Below are 22,212 nucleotides of genomic sequence, written 5' to 3' on the forward strand. Positions count from 1 at the left end.
GTAAATAATATAATGATAAACATTAATTTTCGGATATGTAATTTTGCATATCCAAATAAAGGGAACCTATATACAGAGCATGATTAAATTATATTAATAACACTTAAGTTATATTAAATGTTTTTTTTAGATTAAAATAGTTATTTTATTACCAGGTATATCAAGTTATAACTATTATAATTACTATAATAGAATTCAACATTAATTTTATTGGTATAATACCACTCGCTTGTATTAAGTAAGTAAAAATAGAATACCGACTAAATAAGACAAAATCTTACTATTTACGACATAATCTTACTATTTACGCATTGAAAATTTAATGTTTTAATAGGGGTGTAATTGGTATGACCGCTAAGAAAGGAGAAGACGAAACTAATAAAAGTGCAGTAAAGTTGCAAGTAGCATTATGTCGGAAATATTTATCTGAAGATTCTGTCAAAAGTCTTAAAAAATTTAGAATCAGAAAAGTATTGTGTTTGTAAAAAGAATAACAATCTCAGTTTCTACATAACAAAAGTGATTTTATATAATTCTGTAGTAAAAGTATAAGCAATGTACGATATAATTTCACCTTTTGTAATCTTGTAGAAAAAATGAAAGAAGAACAAGTATGAAGCGTATTAAAACATACTTGCTACAGCATTTGTATGAAGTACAGCTTTAATAGAAAAGAAACCACAGAACGCTATAAGGTGACCACTATATCATAAGCCTGAGTAGCTTTTATAGAGGGTTTGCCGACAAAACTAGGGGGGAACTATTATGAAATCAATATCAAAAAAGGTCATGGCAGGGTTACTTGTAGGCGCAACGAGTCTATCTATCTGGGCTCCTATAAGTGAAGCAGCAGCTCCAGAGAATAATCGATATTATAATATTCAGTTGAAATCTAATCAAAAAAAAGTTTGGAATGTATCTCAAGCATCTAATGATAAGGATAGGGCGATTCTTTTATGGCAGGGAGGATCTGCTGATAATGAAAAATTTGCATTTTTCCAACTTGATGGAGGAGCCTATGCAATTGTAAATAAAAATAGTGGAAAAATTGTCACAATTGGTGATGCTAGTTGGTTTGGTGATAGGAATATAATTCCAGGTAGAGATACTTTACAGCAACAGAGTTGGAATGGTGAGGCTAAGCAAAAATGGAATTTACGAGACTTGGGAGATAATAATTATGAAATTATGAACCAAGGAAATGGGAAAGTTGCATCTTATGCATGGCAGGGGACACTAGCTGATAATGTAGAGTATGTAGATTTGGATAATTCAAATCCGTCTGATGCAGATAGGGTATTTACACTTTTTAACGGTACTGTTAACATATTCGGCCAGAATATTACATTTTTTAACGATACTATTTCAGTACCAAAATTACCAGCTACAGGAACTAGACCAGATGCTCCAAATTATACTGGAGGTGTTGATCAACAATTACCTCAAGCTTCAAATTCTGTTGTTGTTGGGGCATCTTTAATACCTTGTTTTATGGTAAATGATAATCAAGCGAGTGATTATACAAAAATACACAATTCACCATATTATACTTTGGTAAAAGAAGAATATTGGGATAAAACATTTTCAGCAGTTATTCCAGCTGGTTTGACTCGTAACTATTCATTTAAAACAGGTATGTCTTCTGTAGATCAACAAAAGATGACTGATACGCTTTCTATGAAGATTGGAGCAGATTTAGGACTCAAATTTGGAGAACAATCTGCATCAATTAAATCAGAGGTTTCAAGAACATTACAAACAGAAATTAGTACAACGAATACGGAAGCAACGGAAGAAACAGTTACAAGTACTGTTGAAAGTGAAGCTGGTAAAACAACAGGATTTACAGAATATCAACTGGCAACAAAATATACGTTAAAGAGAGCAGATGGCTCAATTGTTTCAGATCCTTGGGTTGTAAAAAACAATAAGATCACAATAGCAAGAAAAAATGCACAATAATAATTAGGCAATATATTGCACTATATGTCAACAGTAAGTGGACAAGCAAGGAAAAACGAAAGAATGGAGCCCCCTCAAAAAATGAGGGGGTTTCCCTTGTTACAATTTTTTATTTACAGCAAATGATAAAATAAGTATTCCTCTTTCTTCTATACAAATATTTCCCCTTGCTATATTTAAAAAGAAGAAAGATGAGGAGAGAAGACCATGCAAAGAATCCTTTTGGCGTACCGCCAAAATTTTAACAAAAATATAGGCTAAGCAAATTTCTAAATAAAAAAACGTTGAGTTTACTACTCTAATCGATATGAACAATCTCAAAAACGTAGGTATTTGAGACAAAGACACTTCAATGTAAAAATTGTTGAAAACAGCTTAAAGAGTGTCTCAAAATTCATCTTTAAATCAAAATCTCAATTCAAATTGTTTTAATGAGTTTCGAGAATCCCTTAGAGTATAAAAACGTTAAAATGTGCGTACTACCCCTTTAAGGGATAATTTTGTTTTGTTAGCTTGATAGCGATGTGGCGGTACCCCAGTATGTATTACATAGCAAGTGTAGAGATTGCTTGTTTGTAGATTAGTTGTTGTTTACCATGAATCATCATTAGGACGGTAAATTTATCTGTTGCAAGGATCTGCCCACGCACTGGAACGCCATTCTTTAAAAATACAGTAACTTCCCCTTTTTTCTCTTTCAATTGTTCATACATATCTTCTTGTAAATTAAACATGAAATGCGCCCCCTGGTTTGTTTGGATTTATTTTTCTTCTAATACCTGTTGCTTTTCACTGTTGGATATTTGTGATTCCCATTCACTTTCTATTTTTCTAAACCATCTTCCTATTTTGCTTAGATAATATTTTTTTACTTCACCATAAGGAATCCAAATTTCACGTTCCTGTATTTGATTCATCACTTCATGAAGAATCTCATCATGTTCATACTTTTTAGGTTTCCTATGATGTGTTTTTACAAACTGTGTATATTCTCTACGTAACCAATTAGAAATATGTTCTTTTTGTTTTTGCTTGAGATGTGACCATTTTTTATTTGTTTGAAGGATTTTCCCATTTACTTTTATGTGGTTTTTCATCGACACTCATCTCCTTTTACTAGCAAAACGAATATATTACTATCGTAACACATTTAAATTGAAATACGGCTCTAGGTACATATTTTGCAAGAAATCTATCCAAAACGGGGTACCACTAGCATTTTGGAAAAAATCCACGCTAAGCAAAAAATACAATAAGCTGTCCATATGGACAGCTTATTTACATAATGATCGTTATTGGAAGTGAAAGGTGCTTATACATCCAAGCTGTTGATGATAGCTAATATTTGATGATCTGTCCACTTGCCATTAATCTTTACATTTTCTTTAGCTATACCTTCTTTTTTAAATCCTACTTTTTCTAATACACGTATAGATGCTATATTGTCAGGCATAGCTCCTGCTTCAATTCTATGTAGTTTCAATTCTCTAAAAGCAAAGTCTACAACAAGTTGAAGAGCCTCTGTTGTATAGCCCCTTGAATTATGCTCCCTATCTAAGGTAAATCCCGTATAACAGCCTTGGAAGGGATCCCTAGTAATTTGAGTTAATGAAATGTCTCCGATAAGTTTATCAGTTGCTTTTAAAAAGATTCCAAAAGCGTATACTTGGTTTTCATCTTTCTTTTTTAATGTCCGTTCAATGCGTATTTTTTGAAGTTCTTCTGTATAAAAGACTTCTGGGAGTAATGGACAAACTCGTTGAAAAAATTCGCGATTTTTAGTATGTAAGTTAGCTAACTCGCTCGCGTCAGAAATTTTGTAAAGTCGAAGATATATTTGCTGTCCTACTAGTTTCATAAAAAACCTCCGATATCCTTTTAATACAATTTTATTCTCGTCAAATCTTATAAATTCCTTTTGTATATTATATTCATGTTAGGTTAACATAACGTCCCATTATCGCTAGCAAGGAAAAAGGAGGAACCTTACTCTCACAAGGGAACCTCCTTTTTTTGTTCTATCAATCTATGCAAATTTTTATACATTCCTATTATAGTGCGGTTTTAGGTTTCTTGTTTGTTACTGAATTAGCCGAAAAACTGTATAAAATCTTGCATGTTCTTAGCGCGGTTTTTTTCCAAAATGCTGGCGGTACCCCATCGCCATCAACCTAACGAAATTGGTTACCCCCAAGATGAAATTTTTGTACAAAAAACTTAACCCATGATTATAAAGAGTAATATATTTAAATTGATGATTATAACATCACATCAATGAAATTATGATGATCGAAACGGAATACATGCATTCAAATCATTATCCACCTTTACAATTATACCAATATATAATCTTTTTTCCTCTTTGTTGAAAACTGAGTGTCTATATTTTAATTGGTATATATCCCAGGCCAGCCTCTTTTTCTTTTAATGAAAACGGGCTGATACCATATAAATACCTGAAGTACATGCTTAAACAAATGCCTAATGATGACCTAAGCACAATTGCAAAACTACTTCCACGGGCTCCTGATTTACCAACTACTTATTTCGGTCCAAAATCAAAAACACAATAGAAAGGGCCCTAGGATAGATGAATTCACAAGTCTACCCTAGAACCCTTTCTATTGTGATGTATGAAATACTACTTAATGCTCACATTCGACTTAGTATTTTTATAAAAAAATCCACTTCAACCATATTTTTTGTCTTGGAAGATTTTATTTTAAAATTATCTACGCAGTTTTTTCAAACATCTTTAGATGAGTGAAAATCCTTGTCTATAAAGAACCCACAATTTTTTCATTATCTATTTCATATTTTACTAAGCAATCATTTTCCATGACTAGTTCTTTTTCAACTAAGTTACCTGTGACACGATCAATTATTTTTTTATAAACTTTATTTTGTCTGTATACTTGACCATCTACTTTTTTTGCAAAACGATGATTTTCTTCAACGATAGAATACTTATATGGAGGATACTGGGATGCCCTGATTTCTCCGTAGATGTATTCTTCGTCAAGATGTAGATTGACTTGATAGGAAATATTTGAATTGTTTCTCAATTTGAGATCAATAATACCATTCATCAAAGTAGCGCCTGTTCCAAATGGAATCACACGTCCATTGTCAGGAAATGGATCGAAACTATGACGATATCTTTCCACTGTTTCTAACTCTGAATGAAGAAACATCCAGTAGAGAAGATTTCCTAACTGACAGAGACCACCGCCTATTCCCTTTATCGCTTCGCCATTCATTAGAATGATTCCTTCTTTATATCCAGCCTTTTCACTGGAATTACCAACAAGATGCCAAAATGAAAATGTTTCTCCCGGTTTAATTACAACCTGGTTTATTTTACAGATGGCTAGCTTTAGATTGGTGATTTTGTTATATTGCAGCTGTATATCCGTATCACCTAACTTTCTAATAAGCAAGGATTTATGTTTATAAATCCTGTAAGGTAATGGATTTCGCTCAAATGTTTTTGAAAATTCATAACCTTTAAGACGGTCACTAATTTTTTTAAAAAGCCTACGTTGTCTGATTCTAATAGGAATTAAAAAAGGAAATCTTTGTGTTAATAATTTTCTTGCCATTGAGAATTGAGCTCCTTTATATACTATTCATCTATATATTGTATTCAGATTTACACCATATTCATCATCACTAAGTAAATGATTCTGGTGTAAAAACTTCAGGATAATTGCAATGAATTTATAAATCTTGGACATATTGATACTATTATTCTAGAAAGGGTTTGTGATTGGTATGAAAAAGGAAAATTTAGCAATATCAAATGATTTTCACACCAGAATCGGAAAAGGTGTTCTTAAGATATAAACCTTCAAAACATCATGTTATTATTTCAGCATTGAAAGCATTATTTTTTCCAGTTCCGCTTTATTCACATTACTATCGAACACTGCTTTCCCCGGATTGTCTAAACTATGATTTATGATGACTATCTGATATGCACTGTTCTTTCCTTTGGCAGGAACAATCATCTTCATACCTTGTAAATTACTATCCGAGTTATGAGTAGCGTAGAATATTTGATTTCCTTCTAATTCGTACTGTTCAATATTTTCTTCTACAACAAACAAAGCATGGAACGGATCTTTACTTTCTCCAAATATTTGTGATTGATAAGTTGTATAGTTTCCTTTTTCGTTCGTATATTCTAATTCAATAATTAATTCAGGCCTTCTCTTAATAAAATAATTTACCTTTTCATCCTTAAGATTGTACCCTTCAATTGTATAAGTAGGCTTCTTAATTTGAAAATCAACATGTTGCTGCGCTTCCTTTACCGTGTAATTTAAAGATTCGAATACTTTGTCATCAAACGGTTTTGATTGCTCATAAAGTACATATAATTTTTCACGATCGGCTTTTGTTAAACGCTCTTCTTTAAAATATAATGTATCGGATTCATAGTTTCCCGTAGCACCTTTTTTCTGTATATTAAGAATTTCTTTATACAATTTTATGTACTGTTCGAACTCATCTTTTGTTAAAGCCTTTTCAGCTAAATATAAATAATCTGTCCTATTTTCATATACCCTGTTTGAATAGCTGAATTCTTTTCTCGCATTTTCTTCTGTACCAAATAGCGTATCTACAGCATTTTGAAAAGCATCTTTAGATTTCTGCTTTTTTTCTATCGCTTGTCCCTTCTGCCTTTCATCTCCTTCTACTGCACGTGCATTGAATAAGGAAAAAGATGCAACAGCAACTATAGCAATAATTCCAAGAGCGGACCAGCGATAGGATTTCTTCTGGAATTTCTTAATCATAAGAATTCTCCTTTTTAGCGTTCGTTTATTTCTACTTAAATTAGCTAGATTCGGTGCTTGATAATAACTTGAATAATGTTCTAAAAGAGTAATAATTGTATGTCCATATGCAATTTGTTCCTCTGATTCTATAAAAGTGAGCGCAAATGCATCACAGGCTAGTTCTTGATCTTCTCGCATACATGAATAGGCATACCAAAGAATCGGATTAAACCAATTTAAAATGATTAAACTATACATAACCCAATTTACAGCTATATCTCTTCGTTTCATATGAGATAGCTCATGGTAAAAAATATATTGTAGTTGTTGCTCATTTAATACTTTCATATGTCTGCTTGATAATAATACTCTTGGGCGAAAGAATCCAAAAACAGTCGGACTTGAGATTTTTCCAGCCAACCGTAATGGAATTTGCTTCTTAATTGCCATAGATTTTTTACAGTTCTCAAAAATCCCAACAATTTTTTCATCCGTAATATTTGGTTGCTTTTTTATGTAAGAAAATAACCGTCTATTCATAATACAAGTTATCATTGCTAGAATGACAACTCCAAAAAGCCAAATATATAAAGTGACTTTATAAACGGAAAATGTAGTATCTTCTTTCTTTTTATTACTGTCTGTTTGGTCACTCTCTTTCATTACATTTACGGAGTTAGATTTGTAACTATCCTCTTTTGTAGTTACTGTATGATTCGTTTTATCTTCTGACACGCTTTCATTTGGTATAGCAGGAGTAGTATTCTTTTGAAAAACCTCAGACACACCAGAGCTATATGAAAGAAGGGAATAAATACTGTAGGAACTATCTGGTGACCATGGTAATAGAAGTCTTACAATTAAAATCATCCATAACATGTACTGCCATCGCGGGGTTAACTTGTTTCTAAGCAAGATTTTGACACATAAGATTAAACCAACTAATATACTTGCCATAATGGATGTTTCTATCACCCAATCAAAAAATCGAGGTAGATAGACGTTTACAAACATATCTATCATCATTATCTATCCTTCCTCTGATTTTCCTCAGTCTTTTCATCCAGAATACGTTTAAGTTCGTTAATGTCTTCTGAAGATAATTTTTCTTCTTTTAAGAAATTCACAAGTAAAGGTTTAAATGCCGCACCATAGAAACGTTTTAGGAGAGATTTTGTTTCTACTTGTAGATAACTATCTTGCGACACTAAAGGATAATATGCATACATACGCCCTTTATCTTGCTGGTAAGAAACAGCTTCTTTTTGGACTAATCGATTAATAAGCGTTCGAATCGTTTTCGGTTTCCAGTCCATTGTTGCCTCTAGCGCTTCAACCACTTCATTCGCTGTTTGGGGAGATTTTGACCAAAGAACCTTCATGATTTCCAATTCAGCTTCCGATATTTTAGGTAATTCTTTCATTGTATAAAATTCCACTCCTTGTATTACATTTGTAATCTATAATTAAATATTACAAATGTAATCCTTGATTGTCAACCATATTTTGGGTTTTTAAATACATTTCCATAATACTTTAGAATTTTACCCAAAAAAATAATGAAAATACGCTATTCTTTTTGTAGAAATATATAGAAAGGATGGCGTTTTTTATGAGTCTTTCGATTCAAGAAGAGTTTCATTTGTTCGCTCAAGAGTTACAGCGATATCTATCTCCACATATTCTTCAACAACTCGCACAAGAGACAGGTTTTGTAAAACGTAAAAGTAAGTATGGCGCACGAGATTTGGCTGCTTTATGTATCTGGATTAGTCAACATGTAGCAAGTGATTCTCTTACTCGATTATGTAGTCAGCTTTATGCAAATACAGCTACACTTATGAGTCCAGAAGGACTTAATCGACGCTTTAACCGATGCGCTGTTTTATTTCTACAGCGTGTATTTTCCCTTTTAATCAAAAGTAAACTAAACGACTCGTCTCAAATCTCAAACCAATACACCTCTTATTTTCAACGTATACGAATTTTAGATGCTACTATTTTTCAAGTACCCAATCATTTGGCTCCTATTTATCCTGGTTCAGGAGGATGTGCACAAACAGCCGGTATTAAGATTCAACTAGAGTATGATTTACATAGTGGGAAATTCCTCAATTTTCAAATGGAACCAGGTAAAAATAATGATAAAACCTTTGGTACAGAGTGCTTAGATACCTTACGATCAGGAGATTTATGTATTCGAGATTTAGGATACTTTTCTCTAAAAGATTTAGACCAGATGGATCAACGAGGGGTATTCTATGTTTCACGGTTAAAATTAAATAATAGAGTATATATAAAAAATGAATCTCCAGAATTCTTTCGGGATGGGACGGTAAAAAAGCAATCTTTATATGTTTTACTTAACCTTGAAGATATAATGCATCAGATAAAACCAGGGGATACTTATGAAATTCGGAATGCCTATGTTGGACAACAAAAATTACCCTCACGAGTTGTAATATACAGACTTACATCAACTCAAATTCATAAACGTAGGAAACAGCAATCTTATATTGAAAAGAAAAAAGGAGTTACATACTCTGAAAAAAGTAAACGTTTAACAGAAATCAATGTTTATATTACCAACATACCGTGGGAAATTGTTCCGATGGAACATGTTCACGAGATTTACTCTTTACGTTGGCAAATAGAGATTGTATTTAAAACATGGAAGTCTCTTTTTGGTATCAATCATTGTCACAATATTAAGAGAGAGCGTCTAGAATGTCATCTTTATGGACAGTTAATCGCTATTTTTCTTTGTTCTTCCACTATGTTCAAAATGCGACAGCTGTTACTACAGAAAAAACAAAAAGAATTAAGTGAATATAAAGCGATTTATATGATTCAAGATCATCTGTACTTAGTATATGAAGCTATACAAGAAGACACCCAAGAAGTATCAAAAATTTTCCTTCGTCTGTTTGATCTCTTACAGAAAAACGGACGGAAATCCCATCGATATGAGAAAAAGACAGTCTTTGATATTTTAGGCGTTGTTTACCAATGCACTGTATCCAATCTAAAGCAGAAAACTGCATAACCTTTAAAAATACACCTTATCAAGGTTTATTTGGAATGCGTATTTTTAAAGATAAATAAACAAAATATCAATTATGTAGGCAATAAGAACGGAAGTTCGTGGAATACCCAACCTTAGGTTGATGGGCATGGGTCACCTTATCAAAAAAAGAAAATTGTACGTTTAGACACATTTTAGACACAAAATAACCGGTTCCCTGTACGTTAAGGAACCGGTTATTGATTTTACTAATTTTTTTCCGTAATGGTCGATTTGTTTTTTGGTTTAAATTCTTATAGGGTGTTTTTTATAAACTGGACTGTAATTTAAGACTCTTTTTCATACCTCTTTCGGACGGGAATACCAATTGACCATTTGTAATCAATAAAAAACGCTCCATTTGTGGAATTAGTACATGTATGATTTTTATACCATTGGAAAACTCTTTGACTGGAGAATAATAGATAGAAAAATGTTGTTGATGTAATCGTTCTTGCAGTTCTTCGATGTAAAGTATTAAATTACGTTCTGAAAATCTCGGTAAATCCTCAAACGAAACATAAGTGGCTGGAAATTGATTAAATACGGAGCACATATTCATTTCTGCACAAGCATAGTGACGAGGATACGGCTGTAATTGGTTCAAAAAATGCTCTCGATGTGCTAGCTCATCACCAATATTTGCAGAAGCGATATGATTCACCTGAACTAGTTCTGTAATACTTCGCAAGATAGCATATTCAGGGTATAAAGATGTACCAAGCCCAAATATACCAGTATGCTTTTTATTTTTTGTAACAGCTAAAATAGTTGGAATTGCAACTTCCGTTGTAATATCCAATAGTATAATTTCCTCTTGTAATTCCTCTTCTGCGTGTACAATCGTTTCTTTTAGGAATAGTGAAAGCGTATTTGGATGAATTATTTTTAATGTATGATCTGGCATATCATAGTAGAAATGCCGAAGTAGGAATAAAGAAAAGGCATCCCTTTCAATGACTTCATTCGTTGCATGTATAATCGCCTCATGTAAAGTGGAACCAATGGCTGTGCCACTATTAGAACTGTATCGTTGTACTTTCTGATACTGATAAGTATCTGTTTCAATTGGATGTTGCATATAATGTGGATTAGCAATGAAAAATGGGTACCATACATGTTGTTGTGTATTATTCAAAGAATAGTATTTTTTACAAAGTAATTGTTGATCTGGTTCCTCTACTATCAATTGCATAACACGCTCTCCGTTAAATATTGGATTCTTCGCAATATGATGAGAAGAGAAAAAATCACACTCTTTCATTGATATATTCTCCAGAGTATAATGCTCTAAGGCCTCAAACAATGCGCCTAATTCATTGTACTTCCCTTTTCCTACGCCGAATGATTCAATCTGTTGATTTAAATTAAATAATTCCACATATGTGGTTTGTATTTTATCTCCAAAAGCTTTTTTTTTCACTGAAAAACTTAATTCTTTGAACGTATCCATAATACGTTGATGCGCAGTTTCTTCTAAGGTTTCTCTTTCCCAGGAATATAGCATTCTAATAACCTCCAGTTAAATAAAATAAATTAAATGAATACAATTTTTCATGGATTTATGTATAGATAAAGAGGACATCATAAGAATGTCCTCTTTATCTTCTTTATTTTTTTTCTTGTAGTTTCTGTAATTCTTTTGTTTCAGACACTGTTAATTTAGGTTCATGCTTTTCACTTGTTACTATAATCCAACGTCCCATTATGAACTCCTCCTTTATTATATAATCATGTGGTACATCTAAATTATAGGTGGAAAATATTAGGGAAACAATATATTTTTATGAAAATTCAAATTTCTCAATAAATTCCACTTCTATAAGGGGTCCCGCCAACCAAATGACATAAAACCCACGATAAGGAATTTTTCGGAAGATATAAACCGAATTTTTCTTCACTAAGCAAATTTCGCAAAAGAAAAAGCTGCTTTTCTGTATGCTAGGCGTAAAACTGATTAAGTTATCTATTACTTAATCAGTAATATGAGTCAGCAATAGGTGTTGCAAAAATTAACATATATGCAACACTTGCCTTGGGCTTGATTTTTATAGCGTCACGACGTTGCATATATTATGTTGCAAATCAATCCCCCCGAAATGATACGATATTTGTAGCAAAATAGAAAAACAGACTTATGCAACGTTAGGAGAGCAAAAAATGAACTACGCATATATTCGAGTATCTACTCCACAACAAGATTATACATTTCAGAAAAAAAATTCTTACATATTGTGAAACTAACAAAATTGAGTTGTTAGAAGAATGTATTTTTGAAGAAAAGCAAAGTGGAAAAAATATGGAGAGAGAACAATTCCAAGTTCTTATGCAGCGACTAAGTCCAGAGGACACACTTATTGTCTATAAATTAGATCGTTTAGGAAGAAATCTTTCTGATATGATTCGTACTCATGAAAAGCTGATCAAAAATGATATTGGGATTATTGCTATTAATGATAACATTGATACTCGGAAAAAAGATGACCTGACTACGAAAGTACTGGTTACAATCTTATCTTTATTTGCTGATATTGAACGAAACTATATACTGGAGCGAACACAGGCTGGACGTATTAGGTATGTAGAAAATGGTGGAAAACTGGGGAGAACTCCTAAAATCAATAAGTCTAAAACTGATTTGATACTCGAGTTACTTGATCAAGGAAAAACGAAACAGGAAATTTCTGATTTTTTAAATGTTGATAGAACCACCATTTATCGTACACTAAAACAAAATGGTTATTAGGAAAATTATTCATAACGAATGCTATCTATGCATCTAATTTCGTTTTCAAAGAATATTTGGCCATAAAAAACTGCACCTCTAATTATTAGTTATGTCCAACAATTAGAGGTGCTACTTTTCTAGTACAATGTTTCTTTGTCGTGTCGAGCTAAATATAGCATACATAGAATAAAGGAATGCAGTACACATCATCATACAAGCATTCCCTTGTTATTTTTATGTTATTACTTTACATTTTATGTCCCCACTGGTCAAAGTGATAATCTTTACCGTCAATTTTAAACCAACCGTCTGAATAAAGTGAACCATCTTCTCTAGCACAATACCAAAGGTATCCGTATGCAAGAGGCCAAGGTCTATATCCACCACCAACTTGGAACCATCCTGTTTTAGCTGCCCCTTTTTCATCGAAGTAATAATATTTATTATCGATAGTTTGCCAGCCCGTTTGTGCTACGCCGTTATTGTCAAAGTGGTATAGCTTACCATCTATTTTTTCGAACCCTGCTTGGTTAACTGAGCCGTCTTCATGGAAATAATATCTTTTTCCATCAATGTTTTTATAATTATTGAACGTATCATTGAGGCCATTTGTGAAATAGTATCTTTTTCCGTCTATCATTTTCCAACCAGTATAGGAAACGCCATCTTCTAAACTATAATATGCCAGTGATTTCCCCTTTTTGTTGATCCCTGTTTTCCAAATCGAACCGTCTTTATTAAATACTAAGCTCTTGTTGTCAAACTGAACATAAACATCGTTGTCTATAGCTTCACCATTTATCCTAGAAGCTCTCTCAAGTACGCCTTTGTCAGAAAAATGAAGAATGATATTTTGATCTTCTAGACGTAGTATTTCATCTTTAAGGACCACACAACCTTCGAAATAATAAATTTCACCATCGATTTCCCGCAAACCATTTTCAATAAGTGCTCCAGAAGCATCGGAATAGGAACGACCATTATAGCCACTCTTGCTCCATACTGATCGTTGCAAAGCACCAGAATCATCGAAAGTATAAAACTTACCCTCAATCCGGCCATTACCTTTATTTCTCGCCGTAACTAATTCTCCAGTAGACAGATCAAAATAATAAGTCTTCCCCTTAATGTCTTGCCAGCCTTTCAAAAGGGCTCCTTCAGCATCTGCAAAATGATACTTTGAATCTTTGTTTACCCAACTGTTCTTTATTACATTTCCAGAAGAATCTTTTGCAATCCATTTAGTAGAATCTTTTTCATCAGCTACAAACTGTACTTCGTCATACTTCTGTCTCTCATTTTCTTTACCCGGATACCACTCTATTAACCAATTGTGAATTTCATTGTTGTTTTTATCATCGAAACGAATTTCAGAGTAGAAACGCTCACCAGTACCGAACTTTGAAGTATTCCTATCACCAACTAAACTTACTCCATTCTTGTTATTCAAACGGAACTGAACTGACCCACTTGCATTATTTTCCACCTGAACAAGTTCAAATACTTCATCATCGCCAAGCGAATCGGAATATTGAAGTTCGTTTCCTTCTTTTCCTGAAAGGTATTTTGAACCTGTTTTTACGATCACTTTATTCGTTCCTTTTTTATAAGGGATAATTTGATAAGGTTTACCATCATTTAGTCTAATGTATGGTAGTAGCAGACCTGTCTCTATGACGTTAGTACGCTCCGCCAATACATCAGATAATCGATCATAATAATCTGCACGAGCTTTAGGATCATTATTAACATAGTTGTCAAGGACATCTTTAGATACTGGCTTTGAAGTCAATGTTATCAATTGTTTTTGCTCATCTGATAATTTATTTGCTATATAATCAAATAGGGTATCCTGACTATAAGTAATCACGCTCCAGTCTGCAGCCGAATCGCCTGAATATTTTTTATAAAGTGGAAAAAGAAATCTTGGATTTTTACCAGATGCTTTTTCTACAAATGCATGTTGGCCTTGATTTATCACAACTCCGGTCTTTCCTTCGTCTAATTGTGCTTGTGTAATGTAAAGAAGATCGTGTTCTGAGACATTTGCTGCATTAGGGTTTAAATCTATAATTGCTCCTGCGTCAGTAATTTTAAGCTGCTGCCCAGATTTTAGTTGATGAGTTTCAATTCTTCCATTTGGATAGCGTACTTTAACTTCTTTAATAAAATTCAAATCACCTTTTGTATGATACATGGAAATATTAAATTCCCCAGATGTAAAACTAGGGGCCTGGTAAGTTTCGTTTTCTGCATATACATCAATGTGAGTGCCTGGGTCTCGATCCCCTGGGCTTATTCCAAGTGTTTCATAAGTGTTTGCTACAGCACCTAATACAGTAATACCTATATCTACTACTGCCCCTATCCCTGCACTAGCCTTATTTTCTCCAATAGGAGCCACAGAAAAAAGAATACCTAATGCCGCTGCAGTAGGAATTACTTTCTTTCCAATTCCAATTGTTTTAAATTTTTTCTTCATTTTTGTTGTCCTCTCTTAGTAAGATTTAGCCTAGATTGCTTACATGTAACACTGTAAAAAAACAAACATATAAATACTGTCGTATATTGATTTAAAATATAAAATCAATATTTATAAATTCATCTTAGTTTAAAAAACTTTCAAATTTCTTTCATAAATGTTACAAAAGTCTTACATTAATATATTATAAAATTTTGATTTTTTCGATATTCTATATTTTTTTCAGCTTGGCCCCATGCTCATTAAGCGAAGATTTTTAAGTATCCCCAAAACAAAATTTTTATTTGTAAAATGAATGAAGTAGTTAACAAGAAAGGCTGGCAAAATGCCAACCTTTCTTGTTTTTTGGGTCTCAATTTTTAATTTAATAAGATATATCGGTGGTTTACTTATGTATCAATCCTTTTATTTCTATCGGTATTTCCAAGTTTAAGAAGTTACTTGCAAGAGTCCTGACGTGTTTGTATGAGAAGCAATGAAAGGGTTTTGTAACATTTACGAAAGACTTTTGAGAGTTATTTAAATTAAGATAAACTTACCGATGTTAATTTAAATATGTTGGAAACAGTATAAATTAGAAAGTAAGGAGCACATCCATGAAGGAAAAGATAAAGAGATGTATAAAAAAAATCCCCCCTGTAGGAATAGCGATGGGGATTGTATTCAGCTTGAACCCATTTACAAAACATAAAGCGAAAGCAGACGTTGATACAAGAGAAACGATTCTTACAACATTTGGAGATACCTATGATACGTTTCTAAAAGAGCCTTTTGTTATTTTTTTATCAGAAGAAAGTGCTAAAAATGATTATACAGCTAACAATGAAAACCGTGCTTACAAAGCTCCTACTTTTAACAAAGGAGAATTTGGTATTAGTGTGTATGATTATAATAAAAACCAAAACTTTTCTAAGAGAATTAAAATTTTCTATAAAGATGGGAAAATTGAATATAAAACGATAAAACATGGTCAACAAATTCTCATTAAGCAAGCTGGTATCATAGTGGACTTAACTCCTGATGCCTCAGATCCATATGAACATGATATGTATTATATTACACAAAAACAATTAGATGACGGGAATACTGGTATTGCGCTTACGAATTGGCAAACATATTACTTAAAAAGTGACAATAGTGGTCAAATGAATGGTCCTTTAGCTCTAAAGTATATTAGACAGGAGTTTCCAAATATAAAACCAGGTAGTGCTTCTTTTGACCTAATGAAACTTTTTCATGCACTACCAGAAGAGAAACGAAAACTGGCAACATTAACTTCGAATCCAGTAAAAGAATCTGATATTTTTAGTTATACCTCTGATGAGCTTGCTGAGATAAAGAGACATAAGCTTGCTGTCGTTACACAGCATAAAAATGAAGAATGTTCTTCTATTTCTGTGAAAATTAGAAACAGGGATAACGTCTTGCGAACATGGAAGGATAGTACGAATATTTCTGCTTCATCTAATTGGATCCCAGAAGATAGGAGCATATTTACAATTATTCCAATTGAAAAAGGATCTAACAAGGTGTACATAGAAGCAAATGCAACCTATCTTACATCTGCAAGTGGTGAGCTGGGCGTTACAGGATTTCGCGCTTATGGACAAGTATGGACACTTGTTAATTATGGATTTGAAAGCTTCTCTTTAAAAAATAACCACGGACAATATTTATCTGTTAATGATACATCCGTGTGTCTTACTGACAAGCCTGATAAAAACACTATATTTGCCATTACTATTCAAAAAGATAAATGGAATGAGTGGCTAGCTAAATGGTATTCTAGCAAATAAAATGCAAGTTGATATTACCTCTAGAAGCTTTACAAACATTTTTAACGAGTAACGAACCAACAAGCCAATTTTCTGTACGTTAAGGAAATCGGCTACACAGATCCCTAAGTTGTTTTTAATCAAGCTTTATTTCAAACCAAAAATAATTCGCCCTTACGTTGAGTATATGTATTCAACGTAAGGGCTCTTTTAAATTCATATTTTAATTTTCTTGGTTAAGATAACGTATATATCTCGGCTGAACCCCTTATTCCCCCTTTTCGAGGGGATGGGCAAAAACACCCAACTTAGGAATTCCTTAGCGTACGAAATTCGCGTTTAGTTGGTGCTACCCCTCCTTGTGCTGAAGATAAGATCGTGTTCCCGGATCTTATCTTTTTATTTGTAGATTTTAGATACAAAAAAAGGAATCCTTAATAGCTTAAGGATTCTGCAACAGGAAAGAACAAATATATAATAATAAAAAGAATTACTTATATTTTAATTTAAAAATAATACAAATAAATTGAGAAAATTTCGAACGACTTGAACATTATTACATACTTAATTATAATTGATTAGAAGTTGAAGTAGTAATCTGTCATCTATTCCTTCACTTTAAAGAAGATTGATCTCAATCTTCTTTTTTTTGCTGTATTTGCCTCTCCCCTCGAAGGAAAAAGAATTACTTGATAATAGTGGAAATTGCTTGTTTGTAAACCAGTTGTTGCTTACCATGAACCATCATAAGAACGGTAAATTTATCCGTTGCAAGGATCTGCCCACGTATTGGAACGCCATTCTGTAAAAATACAGTAACTTCCCCTTTTTTCTCTTTCAATTGTTCATACATATCTTCTTGTAAGTTATACATGAAATACGCCCCCTATTTGTATCTACTTTTCTTTTAATACTTCCAGCCGCTCATTGTTGTCTATTTGTCTTTCCCATTCACCTTCTATTTTTCTAAACCATTTTCCTATTTTACTTACATAGTATTTTTTCACTTCACCATACGGAATCCAAATTTCACGTTCCTGTATTTGATTCATCACTTCATGAAGAATCTCATCATGCTCGTATTTTCTAGGTTTTCGATGATGCGTTCTTACAAACTGTATGTATTCCCTACGTAACCAATTAGAAATATGATCTTTTTGTTTTTTCCGGAGATGTGACCACTTTTTATTTGTCTGAAGGAGTTTTCCATTTACTTTTATATGGTTTTTCATCAACACTCATCCCCTTTACCACCTAAATGCATATATACAATTATCGTATCACATTTAAATTACAATACGACTCTAGGTACATATTTCGCAAGAAATCTATCCGAAATAAAAATAATATCTCCATTTCACTTAAAATAGTACCCAAAACAGACGAGACCGAATCCATTAAGCGGATAAATTAGGCAAAAAATTAAATGTAGACTATTGATTGTGTTTTTTGTTTTTTATTAACCACTACGGTATGTGAAATTTTATATTTCCCTTGTTAAAAAAGCCCCCATAGATTTTACACCTATGAGAGCTACCTAAGGGTATTTAGACTTTCGACTTCATTCTATTGTAACAGGCTTTCGCCATACATGAGAAACATAATTATCCAAAAGCTAACGATCATAACAAGAAATTCTTTAAACCTTTGCTGAAAGGAAATACGACCTTCTCTCATTCTACACGCCCCTTTTCTCTACAACTTTTAATATGTTAAAATATAGAGGAAAGAAATCTGCCAATTTCTTTCCTCGACGGTCACTCATGACTTTGCTCTTTGTTTGCTTTTGCAAATGAAGAGCTTTTATTTTGCATACTTATACTTACTTTCTAACATCGCATAGCGCAATAGCTTTAACTTTGTCTCTTTTTTCAACGCTTTCCACTCAGATACACCAATTTTCATTTTTCATTCCTCCAATAATTAAATTTGTTATTTATATAGCTTATAAGTTCCAGTTGTAAATCTTTCTAATTTGTTTATCGCTAAACCCTTCATGGACAGCAAAGATTTCTGGAAAATCAGAGATACACAAATCAATAATTATATTGTCGGTTGTTCTTATATAGTAATATTGAACAGCTCCCTCATAATCCGAATATAAATAGTACTTATGAATCTTATAATCTAATCCATTTTTCTCTAATACCTCATAAAGCTTATTTTTAGTTTCATCCATTACGTCAAAAATGGTTAACTGCTCCATCATTAACAGCTCCTCATTACGTAGATTTACTAAACTAACTCTAAGAACAAGGTTGTTTCATTATGTTCATTAGTATGCACATTAAACCTTTTTCCGGTAGCTTCTAATGCACTAAAAAGCATTCTTTTATAGCCTAAATCCATAAAATCAACACTGATTTGACCATGATTCATAATAAATTGAAGATCAGCCATCATCTTTTTAACTTTCCGTTCCATGTAATAACCTCCTCAATAAAGTTATATAACTTATATAATCATTCTATTACTCATTTTTCTAGTTGTCAATATAAGTTATATAACTTATAATATTTTTTATAGAGGAGGTTGTTATATGGCTGTTAATAAAGACAAGTACACTCAAATTTTAGTTACTTTTACAAAAGAACAAGTGGAACAAATAGAAAATTATTGGCATGAAAATAAGCTGAAGAATCGAAATGAAGCAATTCGTCAGATCGTAGACAAAGGGTTAAGTCGTAAATAATGACTGCCCTTTTTATTTTCCCTAAAAAAACTAAAAACGCATTTAAAGTCCGTTTCTCCCTTTACATGCGTTTTTATGACAAATACGACTTATTATATTAACAACTAATTCAAAATCTCATACAATCAAATCTGAAGAGTCATTTTTGTGTTAAACTGATTTTTTTCATGTATTCTTTAAACAAATAAAAAAGAGCCGGATTTTCATCACAGCTCATGTATTAATTGGTTCTGTATGTGTACATGTAGGATATTGAGAACAACCAAAAAACTTATTTCCTGTTTTATTTGAATTACGAATCACTAAATCATGTTTACATGTTGGACATTTCCGTTCTGCAGGTGTTACCCCTTGATACACATCTTCAGCCGAATATTCGGGATTAATTTTATTAATCAATTTTTGAAGTTCTACACGATCTATTAGTTTTACATGACAAGCTTCCGCTAATTCTTTTGCTTGTCTTGTATATACACTGTTTGTTACAACCCAGCCCTCATGTGCTTTGTAATAGGCTTGTGCTGCATATATCTCTTGTACGGCACTGATGCCGACTCTATTTTTCATCCCGTAGCGTTTTGCCTGGATTACAATACGATTTTTCCCCTTCAATACCAGATCCGCTCCGAAATCATTTGACTGCTTTGTGACTGTTGGAGAATAACCCAACTCTCGAAAGAGAGCTTTTAGGTATACTTCGAATTGATGTCCGTCCATTTTATCTATATAACGAATACCAGACTTAGCCATTCGCTTTAATATTCTTCGCTCCTGGATTTTCCGGTACATAAATTTACAAATACGAAAAAGAACATACAGGATAAAACCATACATCAAAATTTGTAATATGTTTGGCATTTCTGGTAGATTAGACACTTCGCTCCACCTCTTTAATTGGTTTCATTTTCTTTGGTTGGGCTGTTTCTTTTGCCTGTTGCTCACTCACTTGTTTCTTCCGGACATCGTTCCAATCTTTTTCATTCGTTGGAATATCCTCTTTAAGATCTACAAAGCATTTCATTGTCTGAATGAAGTCCTTCCCAGCCTTATCATTATCAACTGCCATTATGACCTCTTTAATATCGTGCCCTTCTTTTTTCGCATCCATTAAAGATTGAATCACTGTTTTTGACTTCAATCCATGCATTGAAACCAGGCGAGCGTTTTGGATATTATTTTGTTTAATGCTCCAATGAGATAACATGTCGATTGGATCTTCATAAAAATAAATCTTATCCGGTTTACCTACATCAACCGTAAAACCGGCATTGATTTTTTCATAATTCGGGACAATTTGCTTAAAACTACCCCTTTTATTCTCCATTTTGACCGTACCTTGACGGTTCATTCCAATGACTTGCCCTTTGCCTCCTTCTTCCCTCCATTTGAACACCACATTATTTTTCTTATCTTGGGCGATGAGATCCTTTTTAATCAGCCAGTTCACTAAACGAGGATCAATTTTTCTCTCATCAATTAAGTATTGCTTGATTTCTGTCTGTTTCGGCACCTCTAAATGTTTTGGATAACTAAAAGGCTGCTGCTCTTTTTTGCGCTCCTCTTCAGCTTTAGAACGATCAAACTCTTTATAGTCCCCCTTCTGAATGTCCATCACGGCTTGTGGGAATGTCATGTCATAGTACATCATCGCAAAGCTAATCGCTCCATATCCTTTTTCCCCTCGACTATTCCAGGCGTATTGATTCCCTTTAATGATGAGGCTGTCATGCTCCGTATGACGATAATAGTTTCCTTCTTTCTTAAACGTTTCTCCTTTTGCTTCCAGATATGAAATCAATTCAACTTTTCTTGCTTTCATCGCATCCTCCGTACTGACACGTGCCATTACGGAATCCCCCCTTTACTCTATAAAATGAAATAAAAAAGAGGACTATTCCGTTTCCTAGTCCTCTTTTACATACATTCAATTTTTATTTGCCGAATAAGAATTTTAATCGCTTCTCCTGTACGCTGTATGATAAACGAGCGTCAAATTTTTTCCCGTTTTTGTTCGAGATAAACCCTTTAATCTGATCCGTTACATTCTTTTCTAATAACATTTTCACATGGTTACTACTTAGATTTTTACCAGAGAATGTACCAAAAATAATGAAGTCACAGCCTTTTTTGTATTTCTCACATAAGTAATTACTTTTCCCTACAAGAACTCTACTTTTACATAATGGACATTTGCCAATGGTACGATCTTCAGTCGTTGGAAAACGGAATTTTAAACTTCCGTCCGCTTCCATATAGATAGCTGCTGTAAATTCTCCCTTTTCTCCTTGAAAGCCGTTTATAAAATCCGTTGTTTTATACTGAATTAGCTTTTTCATCTGATTACCAGGGATCGCTTTCCCTTTCATCTTGGCTGGCAACATAAAATCACATCCATTTTTATGCTCCGTGCATCCATAAAATGTTTTACGATGAAGCATATCCCCTTTTTTACATTTTGGACATTTACCAAATGACAGCTCCTCTTGTGTTGGGAACTGAAATTTAACTTTCCCTTCATGTAACACTAAATAAGCGGAAAACTCCTTCTCATTGGACTTAAATCCTTTTAAAAGATCTGTTTTCTTATCCTCAAACAGCTTTTTCGCTTGCGCTTCCGGAATCGCTTTTTCTTTAATTTTTTTCGGTAAGGAGATTTCACATTCCGGATAATTACTGCAACCATAGAAATTACCTTTATGAAGGATTTTTCCTTTTCTACAAGGGC

20 protein-coding genes are annotated in these 22,212 nt (G+C 33.1%); 5 read left to right on the plus strand and 15 right to left on the minus strand.

Going from position 1 to position 22,212, the window contains the following annotated elements; translation table 11 throughout:
- Positions 1 to 765 precede the first annotated feature (765 nt).
- Positions 766 to 1,962 (plus strand): RICIN domain-containing protein, encoded by a 1,197-nt coding sequence (locus BWGOE10_RS27880; RefSeq protein ID WP_070144216.1) that lies wholly within the window; start codon positions 766 to 768, stop codon positions 1,960 to 1,962.
- A 545-nt stretch (positions 1,963 to 2,507) separates the two neighbouring features.
- Here BWGOE10_RS27880 and hfq (BWGOE10_RS27885) read toward each other — a convergent pair.
- The 6 genes from hfq (BWGOE10_RS27885) to BWGOE10_RS27910 all read right to left on the minus strand — a co-directional run bounded on the left by hfq (BWGOE10_RS27885) (position 2,508) and on the right by BWGOE10_RS27910 (position 8,170).
- Positions 2,508 to 2,696, minus strand: coding sequence for an RNA chaperone Hfq (gene hfq / locus BWGOE10_RS27885; protein ID WP_048375849.1), 189 nt, complete (start codon positions 2,694 to 2,696; stop codon positions 2,508 to 2,510).
- Between the two features lie 27 nt (positions 2,697 to 2,723).
- Positions 2,724 to 3,059, minus strand: a complete 336-nt coding sequence (locus BWGOE10_RS27890; RefSeq protein WP_000788509.1) for a hypothetical protein — start codon at positions 3,057 to 3,059, stop codon at positions 2,724 to 2,726.
- Between the two features lie 215 nt (positions 3,060 to 3,274).
- Positions 3,275 to 3,820 (minus strand): GNAT family N-acetyltransferase, encoded by a 546-nt coding sequence (locus tag BWGOE10_RS27895; protein WP_070144217.1) that lies wholly within the window; start codon positions 3,818 to 3,820, stop codon positions 3,275 to 3,277.
- A 919-nt stretch (positions 3,821 to 4,739) separates the two neighbouring features.
- Positions 4,740 to 5,564 (minus strand): VanW family protein, encoded by an 825-nt coding sequence (locus tag BWGOE10_RS27900; RefSeq protein WP_070144218.1) that lies wholly within the window; start codon positions 5,562 to 5,564, stop codon positions 4,740 to 4,742.
- Between the two features lie 264 nt (positions 5,565 to 5,828).
- Positions 5,829 to 7,769, minus strand: a complete 1,941-nt coding sequence (locus BWGOE10_RS27905) for a M56 family metallopeptidase (RefSeq protein WP_070144231.1) — start codon at positions 7,767 to 7,769, stop codon at positions 5,829 to 5,831.
- Positions 7,770 to 7,771: 2 nt separating this feature from the next.
- Complete coding sequence (locus BWGOE10_RS27910) at positions 7,772 to 8,170, minus strand: BlaI/MecI/CopY family transcriptional regulator (protein ID WP_070144219.1); 399 nt, start codon at positions 8,168 to 8,170, stop codon at positions 7,772 to 7,774.
- Between the two features lie 188 nt (positions 8,171 to 8,358).
- Between BWGOE10_RS27910 and BWGOE10_RS27915 the strand changes: the two genes are divergently transcribed.
- The gene (locus BWGOE10_RS27915; protein ID WP_070144220.1) at positions 8,359 to 9,792 is read left to right on the plus strand and encodes an IS4 family transposase; all 1,434 of its coding nucleotides are present in this window, start codon (positions 8,359 to 8,361) and stop codon (positions 9,790 to 9,792) included.
- A gap of 286 nt (positions 9,793 to 10,078) precedes the next feature.
- Here BWGOE10_RS27915 and BWGOE10_RS27920 read toward each other — a convergent pair whose 3' ends face one another.
- Complete coding sequence (locus BWGOE10_RS27920; protein ID WP_070144221.1) at positions 10,079 to 11,317, minus strand: YcaO-like family protein; 1,239 nt, start codon at positions 11,315 to 11,317, stop codon at positions 10,079 to 10,081.
- Positions 11,318 to 12,064: 747 nt separating this feature from the next.
- Between BWGOE10_RS27920 and BWGOE10_RS30685 the strand changes: the two genes are divergently transcribed.
- A complete protein-coding gene (locus BWGOE10_RS30685; RefSeq protein WP_236736031.1) occupies positions 12,065 to 12,556 on the plus strand; it encodes a recombinase family protein in 492 nt (163 codons plus the stop codon).
- Positions 12,557 to 12,785: 229 nt separating this feature from the next.
- Here the strand turns inward: BWGOE10_RS30685 and BWGOE10_RS27930 are convergent, their stop codons facing one another.
- Complete coding sequence (locus BWGOE10_RS27930) at positions 12,786 to 15,020, minus strand: N-acetylmuramoyl-L-alanine amidase family protein (protein WP_070144222.1); 2,235 nt, start codon at positions 15,018 to 15,020, stop codon at positions 12,786 to 12,788.
- Between the two features lie 596 nt (positions 15,021 to 15,616).
- On the opposite strand from BWGOE10_RS27930, the gene BWGOE10_RS27935 reads away from it, so the two are divergent.
- The gene (locus BWGOE10_RS27935) at positions 15,617 to 16,816 is read left to right on the plus strand and encodes a hypothetical protein (RefSeq protein ID WP_070144223.1); all 1,200 of its coding nucleotides are present in this window, start codon (positions 15,617 to 15,619) and stop codon (positions 16,814 to 16,816) included.
- 664 nt (positions 16,817 to 17,480) lie between these two features.
- On the opposite strand, the gene hfq (BWGOE10_RS27940) is transcribed toward BWGOE10_RS27935, so the two are convergent.
- From hfq (BWGOE10_RS27940) to BWGOE10_RS27955, 4 genes are all read right to left on the minus strand, one after another.
- Entirely contained in the window at positions 17,481 to 17,669 is a 189-nt protein-coding gene (hfq, locus tag BWGOE10_RS27940) for an RNA chaperone Hfq (protein WP_070144224.1), read from the minus strand.
- Between the two features lie 22 nt (positions 17,670 to 17,691).
- The gene (locus BWGOE10_RS27945) at positions 17,692 to 18,027 is read right to left on the minus strand and encodes a transposase (protein WP_070144225.1); all 336 of its coding nucleotides are present in this window, start codon (positions 18,025 to 18,027) and stop codon (positions 17,692 to 17,694) included.
- A 713-nt stretch (positions 18,028 to 18,740) separates the two neighbouring features.
- Positions 18,741 to 19,004 carry a hypothetical protein gene (locus BWGOE10_RS27950; protein WP_070144226.1) on the minus strand — a complete coding sequence of 88 codons (264 nt, stop codon included), beginning with the start codon at positions 19,002 to 19,004 and terminating at the stop codon, positions 18,741 to 18,743.
- A 26-nt stretch (positions 19,005 to 19,030) separates the two neighbouring features.
- Entirely contained in the window at positions 19,031 to 19,219 is a 189-nt protein-coding gene (locus BWGOE10_RS27955) for a hypothetical protein (protein ID WP_000440213.1), read from the minus strand.
- A gap of 115 nt (positions 19,220 to 19,334) precedes the next feature.
- Between BWGOE10_RS27955 and BWGOE10_RS33045 the strand changes: the two genes are divergently transcribed.
- Positions 19,335 to 19,487: a hypothetical protein gene (locus BWGOE10_RS33045; protein WP_000290205.1), complete on the plus strand. Its 153-nt coding sequence runs from the start codon at positions 19,335 to 19,337 to the stop codon at positions 19,485 to 19,487.
- 213 nt (positions 19,488 to 19,700) lie between these two features.
- Here the strand turns inward: BWGOE10_RS33045 and BWGOE10_RS27960 are convergent, their stop codons facing one another.
- From BWGOE10_RS27960 to BWGOE10_RS27970, 3 genes are all read right to left on the minus strand, one after another.
- Positions 19,701 to 20,363 carry a restriction endonuclease gene (locus BWGOE10_RS27960; protein ID WP_070144227.1) on the minus strand — a complete coding sequence of 221 codons (663 nt, stop codon included), beginning with the start codon at positions 20,361 to 20,363 and terminating at the stop codon, positions 19,701 to 19,703.
- Positions 20,356 to 21,333, minus strand: coding sequence for a DUF3991 and TOPRIM domain-containing protein (locus BWGOE10_RS27965; RefSeq protein WP_070144228.1), 978 nt, complete (start codon positions 21,331 to 21,333; stop codon positions 20,356 to 20,358). The genes BWGOE10_RS27960 and BWGOE10_RS27965 overlap by 8 nt, the downstream gene beginning before the upstream one ends.
- Before the next feature lie 85 nt (positions 21,334 to 21,418).
- A partial coding sequence (locus BWGOE10_RS27970) for a topoisomerase C-terminal repeat-containing protein (RefSeq protein ID WP_236736045.1) occupies positions 21,419 to 22,212 on the minus strand: 794 nt, incomplete at its 5' end.

The organism is Bacillus mycoides, assembly GCF_001757995.1.
GTDB classification, from domain to species: Bacteria; Bacillota; Bacilli; order Bacillales; family Bacillaceae_G; genus Bacillus_A; species Bacillus_A mycoides_B.